The following is a 15,764-nucleotide window of genomic DNA, read 5'->3' as shown; positions in this document are numbered from 1 at the left end:
GACCTGCGGCGCGTCTACGGACAGAAGGCCCAGAGCTCCGCGGGCACCGGCGTCAACCTTCTCGGCGGCATCCTCAGCGAGCCCAGCACCAAGCGCGTGTACCCGAACGGCGAGCTCGCCGCCGGNNAGGGCAAGGGCGCCGGCGGCGTGGAGTCGATGCTCGACCCGGAGCTCGCCGGCAAGGACGGCAAGATCCGCTTCACCCAGTCCGGCGGCCGCCAGGTGCCCACCGCGGGCTCGCAGGGCGCTCCCGCCGTCCCCGGCTCCGACATCGAGCTGACCATCGACCGGGACATCCAGTGGGCCGCCCAGCAGGCCATCACCGAACAGGTGACGAAGTCCAAGGCCGACCGGGGCTATGTCGTCGTGCAGAACACGAGGACCGGCGAGGTCCTCGCCATGGCCAACGCCCCCGGCTTCGACCCCAACGACCTCTCCGCCGCCAACGCCGCCTCCATGGGCAACGCGGCCCTCCAGGACGCCTACGAGCCCGGCTCCACCAGCAAGGTCATGTCCATGGCCGCCGTCCTGGAGGAGGGCAAGGCGACCCCCGACACCCACGTCACCGTCCCCAACCGGCTCCACCGCGGCGACCGGCTGTTCAAGGACGACATCGACCACCCGACCTGGTACCTGACGCTCAACGGCGTCCTCGCCAAGTCCAGCAACATCGGCACCATCCTCGCCACCGGCCAGCTGGGCGCCACCCAGGCCGAGTCGAACAAGGTCCTCCACTCCTACCTGCGCAAGTTCGGCATGGGCAGCCCCACCGGCCTGAACTACCCCGGCGAGACCGCCGGCATCCTCGCCAAGCCGCAGGACTGGTCCACCTCGCAGCAGTACACGATCCCCTTCGGCCAGGGCCTCTCCGTCAGCGCGATGCAGGCCGCCTCCGTGTACTCGACCATCGCCAACGGAGGCGTACGCGTCGAGCCGACCCTGGTCCGCGGCACCAAGGGACCCGACGGGCGCTTCACCCCGGCCCCCAAGCCCGAGGAGTCCCGGGTGGTCAGCGAGAAGACCGCCAAGACCCTCGCCCAGATGCTGGAGTCCGTCGTCGACGACCGGGAGGGCACCGGCAACAAGGCCGCCATCCCCGGCTACCGCGTCGCCGGCAAGACGGGCACCGCCAACCGCGTCGACCCCGAGCTCGGCCGCTACAAGGGCTACACCGCCTCCTTCGCCGGGTTCGCCCCCGCCGACGACCCGCAGATCACCGTCTACTGCGCCATCCAGAACCCCACCAAGGGCAGCTACTTCGGCGGCCAGATCTGCGGCCCCATCTACAAGAAGGTCATGGAGTTCGCCCTCAAGACCCTCCACGTCGCCCCCACGGGCAGCGAGCCCGCCCGACTGCCGGTCATCTTCGATCCCACCCCGTGACACTCCGGGAGCACCAGTGACAACGATCACCCCCCATTCCGGGAACCGGAAATCGAACTCCGGCGAGGCCCCGGGCTCTTTTGGCCCCCCACAGGGTGCGCCCGGTACGCTCACCGCCGTGCCACACGCTGATCAGTACCGAACCGCCCCGCCCCGGCCGGAGCAGGCCCGCCCGACACCCCTGGGCGACCTGGCCGCGCAGCTGGGGGTCGACGCCCCCGGAACCGCCGAGATCTCGGGCATCACCCACGACTCACGGGCCGTGCGACCCGGCGACGTGTACGCGGCCCTGCCCGGCGCACGCGCCCACGGCGCCGACTTCGTCGCCCAGGCCGCCGGACTCGGCGCCGCCGCGATCCTCACCGACCCGACGGGCTCCGAACGCGCCGCCGCCACCGGCCTGCCGGTCCTGGTCGTCGAGGACCCGCGCGGCCGGATGGGCGAACTCGCCGCCGAGATCTACGGGCGGCCCGGCGCCGACCTCCTCCAGATCGGCATCACCGGCACCTCCGGCAAGACCACCACCGCCTACCTCGTCGAGGGCGGCCTGCGCGGCTCCGGACACCACACCGGGCTCGTCGGCACCGTCGAGATGCGGATCGGCGACGAGCGCATCAAGTCGGAGCGCACCACCCCGGAGGCCACCGACCTCCAGGCGCTCTTCGCGGTCATGCGCGAACGGGGCGTCGACGCCGTCGCCATGGAGGTCTCCAGCCACGCCCTGGTGCTCGGCCGGGTCGACGGCTGCGTCTTCGACGTCGCCGTCTTCAACAACCTCAGCCCCGAGCACATGGAGTTCCACTCCGACATGGACGACTACTACCGGGCGAAGGCCGGGCTCTTCACGCCCGAGCGCAGCCGCCTCGGTGTGGTCAACCTCGACGACGCCTACGGCCGCAGGCTGGCCGGCGAGGCGACCGTCCCGGTCGTCACCTTCTCCGCCGAGGGCCGCGCCGACGCCGACTGGCGCGCCGAGGACCTCGTCCTCGGCTCCCACGACTCGACGTTCACCGCCGTCGGCCCCGCCGGGGAGCGGATCTCCGCCACGGCCCCGCTGCCCGGCCCGTTCAACGTCGCCAACACCCTCGCCGCGATCGTCACCCTCGCCGCCGCGGGCATCGACCCGAAGAGCGCCGCCGAGGGCGTCGCCGCCGTCCCCGGCGTACCGGGCCGCCTGGAGCGGGTCGACGCGGGCCAGCCGTACCTCGCCGTCGTCGACTACGCGCACAAGACGGACGCCGTCGAATCCGTCCTGCGCTCCCTGCGCGAGGTCACCGAGGGCAAGCTGCACGTGGTCATCGGCTGCGGCGGGGACCGGGACACCACCAAGCGCGGCCCGATGGGCGCCGCCGCGGCCCGGCTCGCCGACACCGCCGTCCTGACCTCCGACAACCCCCGCTCCGAGGACCCGCTCAAGATCCTCGCCGCCATGCTCGCGGGCGCCGCCGAGGTGCCCGCGGAGGAACGCGGCGAGGTGCTCGTCCTCGCCGACCGCGCCGCGGCCGTCGCGGCCGCCGTCGCCCGCGCACAGCCGGGCGACACCGTCCTCGTCGCGGGCAAGGGCCACGAGCAGGGCCAGGAGATCGCCGGGGTCGTACGCCCCTTCGACGACCGCCAGGTCCTGCGCGAGGCCATCGCCGACCGCTCGCACACCCGGGGTTCCGCGCCGAGCGGAACAGCCAGCCACCAGAACAGTCAGGGATGAAGCAGTGATCGCCCTCTCCCTCGCCGAGATCGCCGAAATCGTCGGCGGGCAGGCGCACGACATACCGGATCCGGCCGCCCGGATCACCGGGCCCGTCGTCATCGACTCCCGCGAGGTGCGGGCCGGCAGCCTGTTCGCCGCCTTCGCCGGTGAGCACGTCGACGGCCACGACTACGCGGAACGCGCCGTCGCGGCGGGTGCGACGGCCGTCCTCGCACTCCGCCCCGTCGGCGTCCCCGCCATCGTCGTCGACGACGTCCAGACGGCGCTCGGGGCCCTCGCCCGAGCCGTCGTCGAACGGCTCGGCACCGATGTCGTCGCCCTCACCGGCTCGGCCGGCAAGACGTCCACCAAGGACCTGATCGCCCAGGTCCTCGACCGGCACGCGCCCACCGTCTGGACGCCCGGTTCGCTCAACAACGAGATCGGCCTGCCGCTCACGGCGCTCCGCGCGAGCGACGAGACCCGGCACCTGGTCCTGGAGATGGGCGCCCGCGGCATCGGGCACATCCGCTACCTCACCGGCCTCACCCCGCCCCGTATCGGCCTCGTCCTCAACGTGGGCACCGCCCACATCGGCGAGTTCGGCGGCCGGGAGCAGATCGCCGAGGCCAAGGGCGAGCTCGTCGAAGCGCTTCCGTCGGCCGAGGACGGCGGTGTCGCGGTCCTCAACGCCGACGATCCGCTGGTCCGCGCGATGGCGAGCCGCACCAAGGCCCGCGTGACCTTCTTCGGCGAAGCGGACGAAGCGGCCGTACGGGCCGAGAACGTCCGCCTCACAGAGTCCGGACAGCCTTCTTTCAGGCTTCACACACCCACCGGGTGCAGTGACGTGACCTTGCGCCTGTACGGTGAGCACCACGTGTCGAACGCGCTCGCAGCGGCCGCCGTCGCGCACGAGCTGGGCATGCCTGTCGAAGAGATCGCCACCGCGCTCTCCGAGGCCGGCACCCTGTCGCGCTGGCGCATGGAGGTCACCGAGCGTCCGGACGGCGTGACGATCGTCAACGACGCCTACAACGCGAACCCCGAGTCCATGCGAGCCGCCCTGCGCGCGCTCGCGGCCATGGGCAGGGCCGCACAGGCCCGAGGGGGTCGTACGTGGGCGGTGCTCGGCAAGATGGCCGAGCTCGGTGACGCATCGCTCGTCGAGCACGACGCGGTCGGACGGCTCGCCGTCCGGCTCAACGTCAGCAAGCTCGTGGCGGTAGGGGACAGGGAAGCGTCCTGGCTGCAACTGGGCGCATATAACGAGGGTTCGTGGGGTGAGGAGTCGGTGCACGTGTCCGACGCGCAGGCGGCTGTCGACCTGTTGCGCAGTGAGCTGCGCCCGGGGGACGTCGTCCTTGTGAAGGCTTCCAGGTCGGTCGGCCTCGAACAGGTCGCCCTGGCGCTCCTCGACACCGAGGGCGAGGTCGCCGTCCGATGAGGCAGATCCTCTTCGCGGGGGCCATCGGGCTCTTCCTGACCCTGATCGGCACCCCGCTGCTGATCAAGCTCCTCGCCCGCAAGGGGTACGGGCAGTTCATCCGCGACGACGGCCCGCGCGGCCACGCCGGGAAGAAGGGCACGCCCACCATGGGCGGCATCTCCTTCATCCTGGCCACGCTCATCGCGTACGCCCTGGCCAAGGTCATCACCGGTGAGGACCCGACGTACTCGGGCGTCCTGGTGCTGTTCCTGATGGCCGGCATGGGCCTCGTCGGCTTCCTCGACGACTACATCAAGATCGTCAAGCAGCGTTCGCTGGGCCTGCGGGCCAAGGCGAAGATGGCCGGCCAGCTGATCGTCGGCATCGCCTTCGCCGTGCTCTCGCTGCAGTTCGCGGATCTGCGGGGGCTCACCCCCGCCTCCGAGAAGCTCTCCTTCATCACGGACTTCGGCTGGTCCATCGGACCGGTGCTGTTCGTGGTCTGGGCGCTCTTCATGATCCTGGCCATGTCCAACGGCGTGAACCTGACGGACGGTCTGGACGGCCTCGCCACCGGCGCCTCGGTGATGGTCTTCGGCGCGTACACCTTCATCGGACTCTGGCAGTTCCAGGAGTCCTGTGCGAACGCCATGACCCTGACCAACCCCAACGCCTGCTTCGAGGTGCGCGACCCGCTCGACCTCGCGGTCGTCGCCTCCGCCCTGATGGGCTCCTGCTTCGGCTTCCTCTGGTGGAACACCTCTCCCGCCAAGATCTTCATGGGTGACACCGGCTCGCTCGCCCTCGGCGGCGCCCTCGCCGGTCTCGCCATCTGCTCCCGTACGGAGCTCCTGCTGGCCCTGCTCGGCGGCCTGTTCGTACTGATCACGATGTCCGTGGTCATCCAGGTCGGCTCGTTCAAGATGACCGGCAAGCGCGTCTTCCGGATGGCGCCGCTCCAGCACCACTTCGAACTCAAGGGGTGGTCCGAAGTCCTGGTCGTCGTCCGGTTCTGGATCATCCAGGGCATGTGCGTGATCGTGGGCCTGGGCCTCTTCTACGCGGGATGGGCATCGGAAAAGTGACAGAACAGCTCGACTGGAACGGCAAGAAGGTCACCGTCGCGGGACTCGGGGTGTCCGGCATCCCGGCCGCCCGCGTCCTGCACGGTCTCGGCGCGCTCGTCACCGTCGTCAACGACGGCGACGACGAGCGCTCCCGGGCCCAGGCCGCGGAACTCGAGGCGGAGGGCATCACCGTCCGCCTCGGCGACGGGGCCACCCTGCCGTCCGGCACCGAGCTGATCGTCACCACCCCCGGCTGGCGACCCGACAAGCCCCTCTTCACCGCCGCCGCGGAGGCGGGCGTGGAGATCTGGGGCGACGTCGAACTGGCCTGGCGGCTCAGGGCGCCCGGAGCGGCCCCCTGGCTCGCGGTCACCGGCACCAACGGCAAGACCACGACCGTGCGGATGCTCGCCTCGATCCTGGAGGCGGCCGGACTGCGGACCGCCGCCGTCGGCAACATCGGGGTCTCGCTCCTCGACGCCGTCCTCGGCGAGGAGCGGTACGACGTGCTGGCCGTCGAACTCTCCAGCTACCAGCTCCACTGGGCGCCGTCCGTCCGCGTCCACTCGGGCGCCGTGCTCAACCTGGCGCCCGACCACCTCGACTGGCACGGCTCCATGGAGGCGTACGCCGCCGACAAGGGCCGCATCTACGAGGGCAACCAGGTCGCCTGCGTCTACAACGTCGCCGACAAGGCCACCGAGGACCTGGTCCGCGAGGCCGACGTCGAGGAGGGCTGCCGGGCGATCGGTTTCACCCTCGGCACACCCGGTCCGTCCGAACTCGGCGTCGTCGAGGGCATCCTCGTCGACCGGGCCTTCGTCGAGAACCGGCAGAAGAACGCCCAGGAGCTCGCCGAGGTCTCCGACGTCCAGCCGCCGGCCCCGCACAACATCGCCAACGCCCTGGCCGCGGCCGCCCTGGCCCGCGCCTTCGGCGTCGACGCCAAGGCCGTACGCGACGGCCTGAAGGCCTTCCGGCCCGACCCGCACCGCATCGAACTGGTCGAGGAGGTCCAGGGGGTCGCGTACGTCGACGACTCCAAGGCCACCAACACCCACGCCGCCGAAGCCTCGTTGGCCGCCTACGATCCGATCGTCTGGATCGCCGGCGGCCTCGCCAAGGGAGCGACCTTCGACGAGCTCGTCCAGAAGTCGGCGAAGCGCTTGCGCGGGGCCGTCCTGATCGGCGCCGACCGGGCCCTGATCCGCGAAGCCCTGGCGCGACACGCCCCGGAAGTACCGGTGGTGGACCTCGACCGGACCGACACTGGGGCGATGTCCGAGGCGGTCCGAGAGGCGACCCGGCTCGCCCACGCGGGGGACACGGTGCTCCTCGCCCCGGCCTGTGCCTCGATGGACATGTTCACCAACTACAACAAGCGCGGCGAGGCCTTCGCGGACGCGGTCCGCGCCCTCGCCGCTACCGGGGACGCCTGACCCGACCCGTGGGAGGGTCCGGCGGGACCGGGCACGACCGGAGGGGGCAGCGACCATGCCGAGCAAGATCGCAGGGACACGCGGGCCCTCCGCCGTACGCGGCGGAGGGCGGACCCCCGCGACCCCGCGGCGACCCCGCGGCGGGGGCCTGCGAGGGCTCCACGAACGGGCGCGGAAGGCCTGGGACCGGCCGCTCACGGCGTATTACGTGATCATCGGCGCGGGCATGCTCATCACCGCGCTCGGCCTCGTGATGGTCTACTCCGCCTCGATGATCACGGCACTCCGCTACGAGCTGGTGCCCTCCTACTTCTTCCGGAAGCAGTTCTTCGCCGCGCTCCTGGGCACCGGACTGCTCCTGATCGCCTCACGCATGCCCGTGAAGCTCCACCGGGCCCTCGCCTACCCCATCCTGGTCGGCGCGGTCTTCCTGATGGTGCTCGTGCAGATCCCGGGGATAGGGCACTCCGTCGGCGGCAACCAGAACTGGATCTCGCTGGGCGGCCCGTTCATGCTGCAGCCCAGCGAGTTCGGCAAACTGGCGCTGATCCTCTGGGGCGCGGACCTGCTCGCCCGCAAGAACGACATGCGGCTGCTCACGCAGTGGAAGCACATGCTGGTGCCGCTGGTCCCCGGTACCTTCATGCTGCTCGGACTGATCATGCTCGGCGGCGACATGGGCACCACGATCATCCTCACCGCGATCCTCTTCGGCCTGCTGTGGACCGCCGGAGCGCCCACCCGGCTCTTCGTCGGGGTGCTCGCCGTGGCCGGCGCCCTCGGGGCGCTGCTCATCAAGACGAGCCCGCACCGGATGGACCGGTTCCAGTGCATCGGAGCCTCCGACCCCGGTGGCGAGGGAGCCCCCTGTCTGCAGGCCGCGCACGGAATCTATGCTCTGGCGTCGGGCGGATGGTTCGGTTCCGGACTCGGTGCGAGCATCGAGAAATGGGGCCAACTGCCTGAGGCGCACACCGACTTCATCTTCGCGGTCACCGGTGAGGAACTGGGTCTCGCGGGGACGCTGTCGGTACTCGCCCTGTTCGCGGCTCTAGGCTATGCGGGTATCCGCGTGGCCGGAGGCACGGAGGACCCCTTCGTGAGGTTCGCCGCGGGAGGTGTGACCACCTGGATCACGGCTCAGGCCGTGATCAACATCGGTGCGGTGCTCGGTCTGCTGCCGATCGCCGGTGTCCCGCTCCCGTTGTTCTCCTACGGTGGGTCGGCCCTGCTGCCGACCATGTTCGCCGTCGGGCTCCTCATCGCCTTCGCGCGACAGGAACCCGCCGCGAAAGCGGCCCTGGCCATGCGCCGCCCCGGCTGGGGCAAGCGGGCCGGGGTGAGATGGAAGTCGATGCGACGGCGCGTCAAGAAGCGCCCGTCCGGAGAGCGGTGAATTTCGGTGCATGTCGTACTCGCCGGCGGGGGGACCGCCGGCCACATCGAGCCCGCGCTGGCCCTCGCGGACGCCCTGCGCAGGCAGGACCCCAGCGTGGGGATCACGGCGCTCGGCACGGAGAAGGGTCTGGAGACCCGGCTCGTGCCCGAGCGGGGCTACGAGTTGGCCCTCATCCCCGCCGTACCGCTGCCCCGCAAGCCCACCCCCGAGCTGATCACCGTTCCCGGGCGGCTGCGCGGCACCATCAAGGCGGCCGAGCAGATCCTGGAGCGCACCAAGGCGGACTGCGTGGTGGGCTTCGGCGGCTACGTGGCGCTGCCCGGCTATCTGGCGGCCAAGCGCCTCGGGGTGCCGATCGTGGTCCACGAGGCCAACGCCAGGCCCGGTCTGGCCAACAAGATCGGTTCGAGGTACGCGGCCGGGGTCGCCGTCGCGACCCCGGACAGCAAGCTCCGCAACGCCCGCTACATCGGCATTCCGCTGCGGCACACCATCGCGACCCTGGACCGGGCGCGTGTGCGCCCCGAGGCGCGCGCCGCGTTCGGGCTCGACCCGAACCTGCCGACGCTCCTCGTCTCCGGCGGCTCCCAGGGCGCCCGGCGGCTCAACGAGGTGATCCAGCAGATCGCCCCGGTGCTCCAGCGCTCCGGCATCCAGATCCTGCACGCGGTCGGCCCGAAGAACGAAATGCCGCGCGTCGACAACATGCCCGGAATGCCGCCCTACGTGCCGGTACCGTACGTGGACCGGATGGATCTCGCGTACGCGGCGGCCGACATGATGCTCTGCCGTGCGGGCGCCATGACCGTCGCCGAGCTCTCCGCCGTCGGGCTGCCCGCCGCGTACGTACCGCTGCCGATCGGCAACGGCGAACAGCGGCTCAACGCCCAGCCGGTGGTCAAGGCCGGCGGTGGACTCCTCGTCGACGACGCGGAGCTGTCGCCGCAGTGGGTGCAGGGCAACGTCCTGCCCGTACTGGCCGATCCGCACCGGTTGTACGAGATGTCCCGCGCCGCCGCCGAGTTCGGCCGCCGGGACGCCGACGATCTGCTCGTCGGCATGGTGTACGAGGCGATCGCCGCGCGCCGGCAGGCGTAGCGCGGCGGCTGAGGGCAGGAGACGCCACGTGGCAGCCGGACCGACGACCGCGGAGAAGAGCGGTGCGAGCGAGTCGAAGAGGTCGTCGAAGGGCTCGTCGGACGGTCCGTCCCGCACGGGCACCCGGAATCACAAGTTCCGGGTGCCCGGCACCCGGGCGCTCCTCATCGCCCTCGCCGTTCTCCTGCTCGTGGCCGGCGGGATCTGGGCGCTCTACGGCTCGAACTGGTTCCGTGTAGAACGTGTGAAGACTTCCGGCACCTCGGTCCTGACCCCGCGTGAGGTCGAGGCCGTCGCCGCCGTCCCGATGGGCGCCCCGCTCGTCACCGTCGACACCGAGGTCATCGAGACGCGGCTCCGGGAGGGATTCCCGCGGATCGAGTCGGTGGACGTCGTGCGGTCCTGGCCGCACGGAATCGGGCTGAATGTGACGGAACGGAAGCCTGTTCTTCTGATGGAAAAGGGCGGAAAGTTCATCGAAGTGGACGCAACCGGAATGCGGTTCGCCACCGTCGACACCGCTCCCCGGGGCGTCCCCCGACTCGTCCTCGACATCGCCTCCTCGCCCAGCCTGCGCCGCTTCGACGCGGACCGGCTGCTCCGGGAGGCGGTGCGCGTCCGGGGTGAACTCCCGGCGGAAATCGCCCGGAACACTCGTGTCGTACGCGTCACCTCGTACGACTCCGTCACTCTGGAGCTGACCAGGGGGCGCACCGTCTTCTGGGGCAGCGGTGAACACGGTCCCGTCAAGGCCCGCGTTCTCACCGCGCTCCTGAAAGCCACTCCCAAAGCGGGATACTTCGATGTAAGTGCCCCCACGGCGCCCGCATCGTCCGGGAGTTGACGGGAATCACCCCTGGCCAGCCCCCTGGTTGGCCAGCGCTACGGGTGATCACATAGGGTGAAAAGAAAAACGGGAGGTTCGGCGTGTTCGTTGAACGTGCGCCACTTGTCGACTTAGTGTCCTGTTCGGAAGAGTCCAGCGAACAGAGACACTGGTAACCCTAAACTTCAACGTTAGGGTTTGGGTCGGCGTTTCGGACCGTCCCAATCGGCATCCGTCGGAGCCGCGCGAACAACCGCGCAGCGACGACACGTAACTCGAGGCGAGAGGCCTTCGACGTGGCAGCACCGCAGAACTACCTCGCAGTCATCAAGGTCATCGGTGTCGGCGGCGGTGGTGTCAATGCCATCAACCGAATGATCGAGGTCGGTCTCAAGGGCGTCGAGTTCATCGCCATCAACACCGACGCGCAAGCGCTGTTGATGAGCGACGCCGACGTCAAGCTCGACGTCGGCCGTGAACTCACCCGTGGCCTCGGCGCCGGGGCGAACCCGGCCGTCGGTCGCAAGGCGGCAGAGGACCACCGTGAGGAGATCGAGGAGGTCCTCAAGGGGGCCGACATGGTCTTCGTCACCGCCGGAGAGGGCGGCGGCACCGGCACCGGCGGCGCACCCGTCGTCGCCAACATCGCGCGCTCGCTCGGCGCCCTCACGATCGGTGTGGTCACCCGGCCGTTCACCTTCGAGGGCCGCCGTCGCGCCAACCAGGCGGAGGACGGCATCGCCGAGCTCCGCGAAGAGGTCGACACCCTCATCGTGATCCCCAACGACCGGCTCCTGTCGATCTCGGACCGTCAGGTCTCCGTGCTCGACGCCTTCAAGTCGGCCGACCAGGTGCTGCTGAGCGGTGTGCAGGGCATCACCGACCTCATCACCACCCCCGGTCTGATCAACCTCGACTTCGCCGACGTCAAGTCGGTCATGTCCGAGGCCGGTTCGGCCCTGATGGGCATCGGCTCCGCCCGCGGCGACGACCGCGCCGTGGCGGCGGCGGAGATGGCGATCTCCTCGCCGCTCCTCGAGGCCTCCATCGACGGCGCCCGTGGCGTGCTGCTCTCCATCTCCGGCGGCAGCGACCTCGGTCTCTTCGAGATCAACGAGGCCGCGCAGCTGGTCAGCGAGGCCGCCCACCCCGAGGCCAACATCATCTTCGGTGCCGTCATCGACGACGCCCTCGGCGACGAGGTCCGGGTCACCGTCATCGCGGCCGGCTTCGACGGCGGCCAGCCGCCGGCCCGCCGGGACAACATCATCGGCTCGGTCTCCGCCAAGCGCGAGGAGCCGGCCCCGGCGCCCCGCCACGTCGAGACCTCCCGCCCGCTGGGCGGCCTCGGTACGGTCGCCCCGCGCGAGGAGCCGGTCCAGGCTCCGGCCGAGCCCGCGCCGGCGGTCAACGAGACCCCGCTGTCGGCGGCCCCCCCGGTCGTCCCGCCGGCCCGTCCGTACGCGGACAGCCAGGCCGAAGAGCTGGACGTCCCGGACTTCCTGAAGTGATAGGACAGCGCTTCGACGCGAACGGCGCGCACTTCGCCTTCACCGACAGGTGGGGCGGGGTGAGCGCCGTTCCGTACGAGGAGCTCAACCTCGGCGGCGCGGTGGGGGACACCTCCGAGGCGGTACGCACCAACCGGGCGCTCGCGGCCGGCGCCCTCGGGCTCGACCCCGCGTCGGTGGTCTGGATGAACCAGGTCCACGGCGCGGACGTCGCCGAGGTCGAGGGGCCGTGGGGCACCGACGGGATCCCGTCGGTGGACGCCCTCGTCACCTCCCGGCCCGGACTCGCCCTCGCCGTCCTCACCGCGGACTGCGTCCCCGTCCTCCTCGCCGATCCGGTGGCCGGGGTCGCGGCCGCCGCCCACGCCGGGCGGCCCGGGATGGTGGCGGGCGTCGTTCCCGCCGCGGTCGCGGCCATGATCGATCTCGGCGCCGACCCCGCCCGCATCGTCGCCCGCACCGGCCCCGCCGTCTGCGGGCGTTGCTACGAGGTGCCGGAGGCCATGCGGGCCGAGGTCGCCGGGACCGAGCCCGCCGCCTGGGCCGAGACGAGCTGGGGCACCCCGGCCGTCGACGTCACCGCCGGAGTCCTCGCCCAGCTCGAACGGCTCGGCGTCACGGATCGGCAGGCCAGTGTGGTCTGCACCCGGGAATCCGGTGACCACTACTCGTACCGCCGCGATCGCACCACGGGGCGACTCGCGGGATATGTCTGGTTGGACTGAGAAGAGACATGACGGACCGCACGTCGGAACTCGCCGAGAATCTGGCCCGGGTGGAGGCGCGCATCGCAGCCGCCTGTGCCGCCGCCGGGCGCCCGCGGGAAGAGGTGACGCTCGTCGTGGTCACCAAGACCTACCCCGCGAGCGACGTGAGAATCCTCCACGGACTCGGCGTACGGCACGTCGCCGAGAACCGGGACCAGGACGCCGCCCCGAAGGCGGCCGCCTGCGCCGACCTTGATCTGACCTGGCACTTCGTGGGTCAGTTGCAGACCAACAAGGTCAGATCCGTGGTGGGTTATGCCGATGTGGTGCAGTCTGTCGACCGCTTGAAGCTCGTTTCCTCGCTTTCCGCGGCCGCGGAGAAGGAGGGCCGCGAGCTCGGCTGTCTCCTCCAGGTCGCGCTCGACGCCGAGTCGGGCGAGCGGGGTGACCGCGGCGGGATCGCACCCGACGGGATCGAGGAGTTGGCGGCCGCGGTGGACGCCGCCCCGGGGCTGCGACTCGACGGACTCATGACCGTCGCCCCGCTCTCCGGCCCGTACGCGGGACGGCAACGCGCCGCCTTCGACCGGCTGATGGATTTGTCGACTGCCCTGCGCGCGACCCGTCCGGCTGCGAACATGGTGTCAGCAGGGATGAGTGCGGACCTCGAAGAGGCCGTCGCTGCCGGGGCGACACACGTACGCGTCGGTACGGCGGTACTCGGAGTCCGCCCGAAGCTCGGGTAACGTCGCGAAGCAAGTCGGACCACAGCAGAAAATATGGTCATTCCGCAGAACGGCGGGACGACCCGTGGATCGCGGGCACTTGGTGACGCTGCGACATTGGCCAGTATGGCGATCCACCACAGAGCGGAGGACTCAGAGAATGGCCGGCGCGATGCGCAAGATGGCGGTCTACCTCGGCCTCGTGGAGGACGATGGGTACGACGGCCGGGGCTTCGACCCCGACGACGACTTCGAACCCGAGCTGGAGCCGGAGCCCGAGCGCGACCGGCGCCACATCGCCCCCCCGCGACAGGTGGAGCGTGAGGAGCCGGTACGAGTGGTGCAGCCTCCGGCCCCCCGCGAGCCGATGTCCCATTCTGTTCCGGTACTCGCCGAAAGCGGACGTCCGGCCCGAATTGCCCCCGTGGCATCCATCACACCCGAACGTCCCAGCATGGAGAAGAACGCACCCGTGATCATGCCCAAGGTCGTGTCCGAGCGGGAGCCCTACCGCATCACCACGCTGCACCCCCGGACCTACAACGAGGCCCGTACCATCGGGGAACACTTCCGTGAGGGCACCCCGGTGATCATGAACCTCACGGAGATGGACGACACGGACGCGAAGCGACTTGTCGACTTTGCCGCCGGACTCGTCTTCGGGCTCCATGGCAGCATTGAGCGCGTGACGCAGAAGGTGTTCCTGTTGTCGCCTGCTAACGTCGATGTCACGGCGGAGGACAAGGCCCGGATCGCAGAGGGCGGATTCTTCAACCAGAGCTGAGAACACGAGAACCGGACGGACCGGTCGCGAAGCGGCCGGAACAAGTGAGAGCACGTAGGTCAGGGGAGAGGGAAACGCGGGATGGGCGTCGCACTACAGGTGGTCTACATCGTGCTGATGTGCTTCCTCGTCCTCCTCATCGTCCGACTTGTCATGGACTACGTCTTCCAGTTCGCCCGTTCATGGCAACCCGGTAAGGCGATGGTGGTCGTCCTTGAGGCCACCTACACTGTCACCGATCCACCGCTCAAGCTTCTGCGGCGACTCATCCCGCCGCTGCGTCTCGGGGGCGTGGCACTCGACCTGTCCTTCTTCGTTCTGATGATCATCGTCTACATCCTGATCTCCATCGTGAGCAGCTTCGCGAGGTGAATGTGGACGATACGGTCTTGCCGACTGCCGACGACTACGTAGAGGTGAAGAAGAGATGCCGCTGACCCCCGAGGACGTGCGGAACAAGCAGTTCACGACCGTCCGCCTCCGAGAAGGCTATGACGAGGACGAGGTCGATGCCTTCCTCGACGAGGTCGAGGCCGAGCTGACCCGCCTGCTCCGCGAGAACGAGGACCTGCGCGCCAAGCTGGCCGCCGCGACCCGTGCCGCCGCGCAGAACCAGCAGCAGCAGGGGATGCGCAAGCCCCCGGAGCAGCAGGATCGTCCCGTCGGTCCCGGCGCGCCCGTGCCCGCCGCCATATCCGGACCGCCGGTCCAGCAGCAGCCGCCGCAGATGGGCCCGCCGCAGCTTCCGTCCGGTGCCCCGCAGCTTCCCGCCGGCCCGATGCAGGGTGGCCCCATGCAGGGCGGCCCCATGCAGGGTGGTCCGATGCAGGGCGGCCCGATGGGTCCCGGCCCGATGCAGGGCGGCCCCATGGGTCACCCGCAGCAGCAGATGCAGCAGCAGATGCCGCCGCAGATGCAGCAGCCCCAGCAGGGTCCCGGTGGCGACAGCGCCGCGCGTGTCCTCTCGCTGGCCCAGCAGACCGCCGACCAGGCGATCGCCGAGGCCCGCTCCGAGGCCAACAAGATCGTCGGCGAGGCGCGCTCGCGCGCCGAGGGCCTGGAGCGGGACGCCCGCGCCAAGGCGGACGCTCTTGAGCGGGACGCGCAGGAGAAGCACCGCGTCGCGATGGGCTCCCTGGAGTCCGCCCGCGCCACGCTGGAGCGCAAGGTCGAGGACCTGCGCGGCTTCGAGCGCGAGTACCGTACGCGTCTGAAGTCGTACCTGGAATCGCAGCTGCGTCAGCTGGAGACCCAGGCCGACGACTCGCTCGCCCCGCCGCGCACCCCGGCCACGGCCTCGCTGCCGCCGGCCCCGTCGATGGCCTCGGCCGGCGCCGGTGCGCCGTCCTACGGCGGCAACGGCGGGATGGGTGGTGGACCGTCCATGGGCGGCGCCCCGTCCTACGGCGGCCAGCAGCAGATGTCCCCGGCGATGACCCAGCCGATGGCTCCGGTCCGTCCGCAGGCTCCGCAGCCGATGCAGCAGGCGCCGGCGCCGATGCGTGGCTTCCTGATCGACGAGGACGACAACTGACGGCGCGAGATCGCGCGATGAGCGCGTAGCCGTCGGCAGGCTGAAGGGCCGGGCCCCGGGAAACCGGGGCCCGGCCCTTTGCCGTACCCGGGCCCGGCGCGGCGCGGCCGGTGGGCGCCCGATGACTCCGCAGAACGGCGCCCACCGGCCGCGCCGGCCGGGCCTCGCGGGGGTG

The 15,764-nt window shown here is 70.6% G+C and carries 14 protein-coding genes; all 14 read left to right on the top strand.

Annotation, left to right across the window (positions count from 1 at the left end; translation table 11 throughout):
- Positions 1-127 precede the first annotated feature (127 nt).
- Positions 128-1,383, top strand: a 1,256-nt coding sequence (locus tag AOK00_RS20365) for a peptidoglycan D,D-transpeptidase FtsI family protein (protein WP_254047428.1), incomplete at its 5' end; no start/stop codon positions are given.
- A 16-nt stretch (positions 1,384-1,399) separates the two neighbouring features.
- Entirely contained in the window at positions 1,400-3,088 is a 1,689-nt protein-coding gene (locus AOK00_RS20360; protein WP_079042095.1) for a UDP-N-acetylmuramoyl-L-alanyl-D-glutamate--2,6-diaminopimelate ligase, read from the top strand.
- Positions 3,089-3,092: 4 nt separating this feature from the next.
- Positions 3,093-4,517, top strand: coding sequence for a UDP-N-acetylmuramoyl-tripeptide--D-alanyl-D-alanine ligase (locus tag AOK00_RS20355; protein ID WP_055601727.1), 1,425 nt, complete (start codon positions 3,093-3,095; stop codon positions 4,515-4,517).
- Positions 4,514-5,584 carry a phospho-N-acetylmuramoyl-pentapeptide-transferase gene (gene mraY / locus AOK00_RS20350; protein WP_055601726.1) on the top strand — a complete coding sequence of 357 codons (1,071 nt, stop codon included), beginning with the start codon at positions 4,514-4,516 and terminating at the stop codon, positions 5,582-5,584. The genes AOK00_RS20355 and mraY overlap by 4 nt, the downstream gene beginning before the upstream one ends.
- Positions 5,566-7,005: a UDP-N-acetylmuramoyl-L-alanine--D-glutamate ligase gene (murD, locus tag AOK00_RS20345; protein ID WP_055601725.1), complete on the top strand. Its 1,440-nt coding sequence runs from the start codon at positions 5,566-5,568 to the stop codon at positions 7,003-7,005. The genes mraY and murD overlap by 19 nt, the downstream gene beginning before the upstream one ends.
- A gap of 55 nt (positions 7,006-7,060) precedes the next feature.
- A complete protein-coding gene (ftsW, locus tag AOK00_RS20340) occupies positions 7,061-8,401 on the top strand; it encodes a putative lipid II flippase FtsW (RefSeq protein ID WP_055601724.1) in 1,341 nt (446 codons plus the stop codon).
- A gap of 6 nt (positions 8,402-8,407) precedes the next feature.
- Positions 8,408-9,502 carry an undecaprenyldiphospho-muramoylpentapeptide beta-N-acetylglucosaminyltransferase gene (gene murG / locus AOK00_RS20335; RefSeq protein WP_030314515.1) on the top strand — a complete coding sequence of 365 codons (1,095 nt, stop codon included), beginning with the start codon at positions 8,408-8,410 and terminating at the stop codon, positions 9,500-9,502.
- 28 nt (positions 9,503-9,530) lie between these two features.
- Entirely contained in the window at positions 9,531-10,346 is an 816-nt protein-coding gene (locus AOK00_RS20330; protein WP_055601723.1) for a cell division protein FtsQ/DivIB, read from the top strand.
- A gap of 278 nt (positions 10,347-10,624) precedes the next feature.
- Complete coding sequence (gene ftsZ, locus AOK00_RS20325; RefSeq protein WP_055601722.1) at positions 10,625-11,839, top strand: cell division protein FtsZ; 1,215 nt, start codon at positions 10,625-10,627, stop codon at positions 11,837-11,839.
- A complete protein-coding gene (gene pgeF / locus AOK00_RS20320) occupies positions 11,836-12,564 on the top strand; it encodes a peptidoglycan editing factor PgeF (RefSeq protein ID WP_055601721.1) in 729 nt (242 codons plus the stop codon). The genes ftsZ and pgeF overlap by 4 nt, the downstream gene beginning before the upstream one ends.
- A gap of 8 nt (positions 12,565-12,572) precedes the next feature.
- Positions 12,573-13,292 carry a YggS family pyridoxal phosphate-dependent enzyme gene (locus AOK00_RS20315; RefSeq protein ID WP_055601720.1) on the top strand — a complete coding sequence of 240 codons (720 nt, stop codon included), beginning with the start codon at positions 12,573-12,575 and terminating at the stop codon, positions 13,290-13,292.
- A gap of 139 nt (positions 13,293-13,431) precedes the next feature.
- Positions 13,432-14,055, top strand: coding sequence for a cell division protein SepF (locus tag AOK00_RS20310; protein ID WP_030314526.1), 624 nt, complete (start codon positions 13,432-13,434; stop codon positions 14,053-14,055).
- An 81-nt stretch (positions 14,056-14,136) separates the two neighbouring features.
- On the top strand, positions 14,137-14,427 hold the full coding sequence (locus AOK00_RS20305) for a YggT family protein (protein WP_017238790.1): 291 nt from the start codon (positions 14,137-14,139) through the stop codon (positions 14,425-14,427).
- A 55-nt stretch (positions 14,428-14,482) separates the two neighbouring features.
- On the top strand, positions 14,483-15,589 hold the full coding sequence (locus AOK00_RS20300; RefSeq protein ID WP_030314528.1) for a DivIVA domain-containing protein: 1,107 nt from the start codon (positions 14,483-14,485) through the stop codon (positions 15,587-15,589).
- Positions 15,590-15,764: the final 175 nt, after the last annotated feature.

The organism is Streptomyces aureus, from assembly GCF_001418135.1.
GTDB classification, from domain to species: domain Bacteria; phylum Actinomycetota; class Actinomycetes; order Streptomycetales; family Streptomycetaceae; genus Streptomyces; species Streptomyces aureus_A.
This window is presented reverse-complemented; position numbering and strand designations above follow the sequence as displayed.

Excerpts from the sequence above, each read along its gene's own strand:
- AOK00_RS20300 (WP_030314528.1), top strand. The coding sequence starts at position 14,483 with ATGCCGCTGACCCCCGAGGACGTGCGGAACAAGCAGTTCACGACCGTC.
- murD (WP_055601725.1), top strand. The coding sequence starts at position 5,566 with ATGGGCATCGGAAAAGTGACAGAACAGCTCGACTGGAACGGCAAGAAG.
- AOK00_RS20310 (WP_030314526.1), top strand. The coding sequence starts at position 13,432 with ATGGCCGGCGCGATGCGCAAGATGGCGGTCTACCTCGGCCTCGTGGAG.
- mraY (WP_055601726.1), top strand. The coding sequence starts at position 4,514 with ATGAGGCAGATCCTCTTCGCGGGGGCCATCGGGCTCTTCCTGACCCTG.
- AOK00_RS20305 (WP_017238790.1), top strand. The coding sequence starts at position 14,137 with ATGGGCGTCGCACTACAGGTGGTCTACATCGTGCTGATGTGCTTCCTC.
- ftsW (WP_055601724.1), top strand. The coding sequence starts at position 7,061 with ATGCCGAGCAAGATCGCAGGGACACGCGGGCCCTCCGCCGTACGCGGC.
- AOK00_RS20315 (WP_055601720.1), top strand. The coding sequence starts at position 12,573 with ATGACGGACCGCACGTCGGAACTCGCCGAGAATCTGGCCCGGGTGGAG.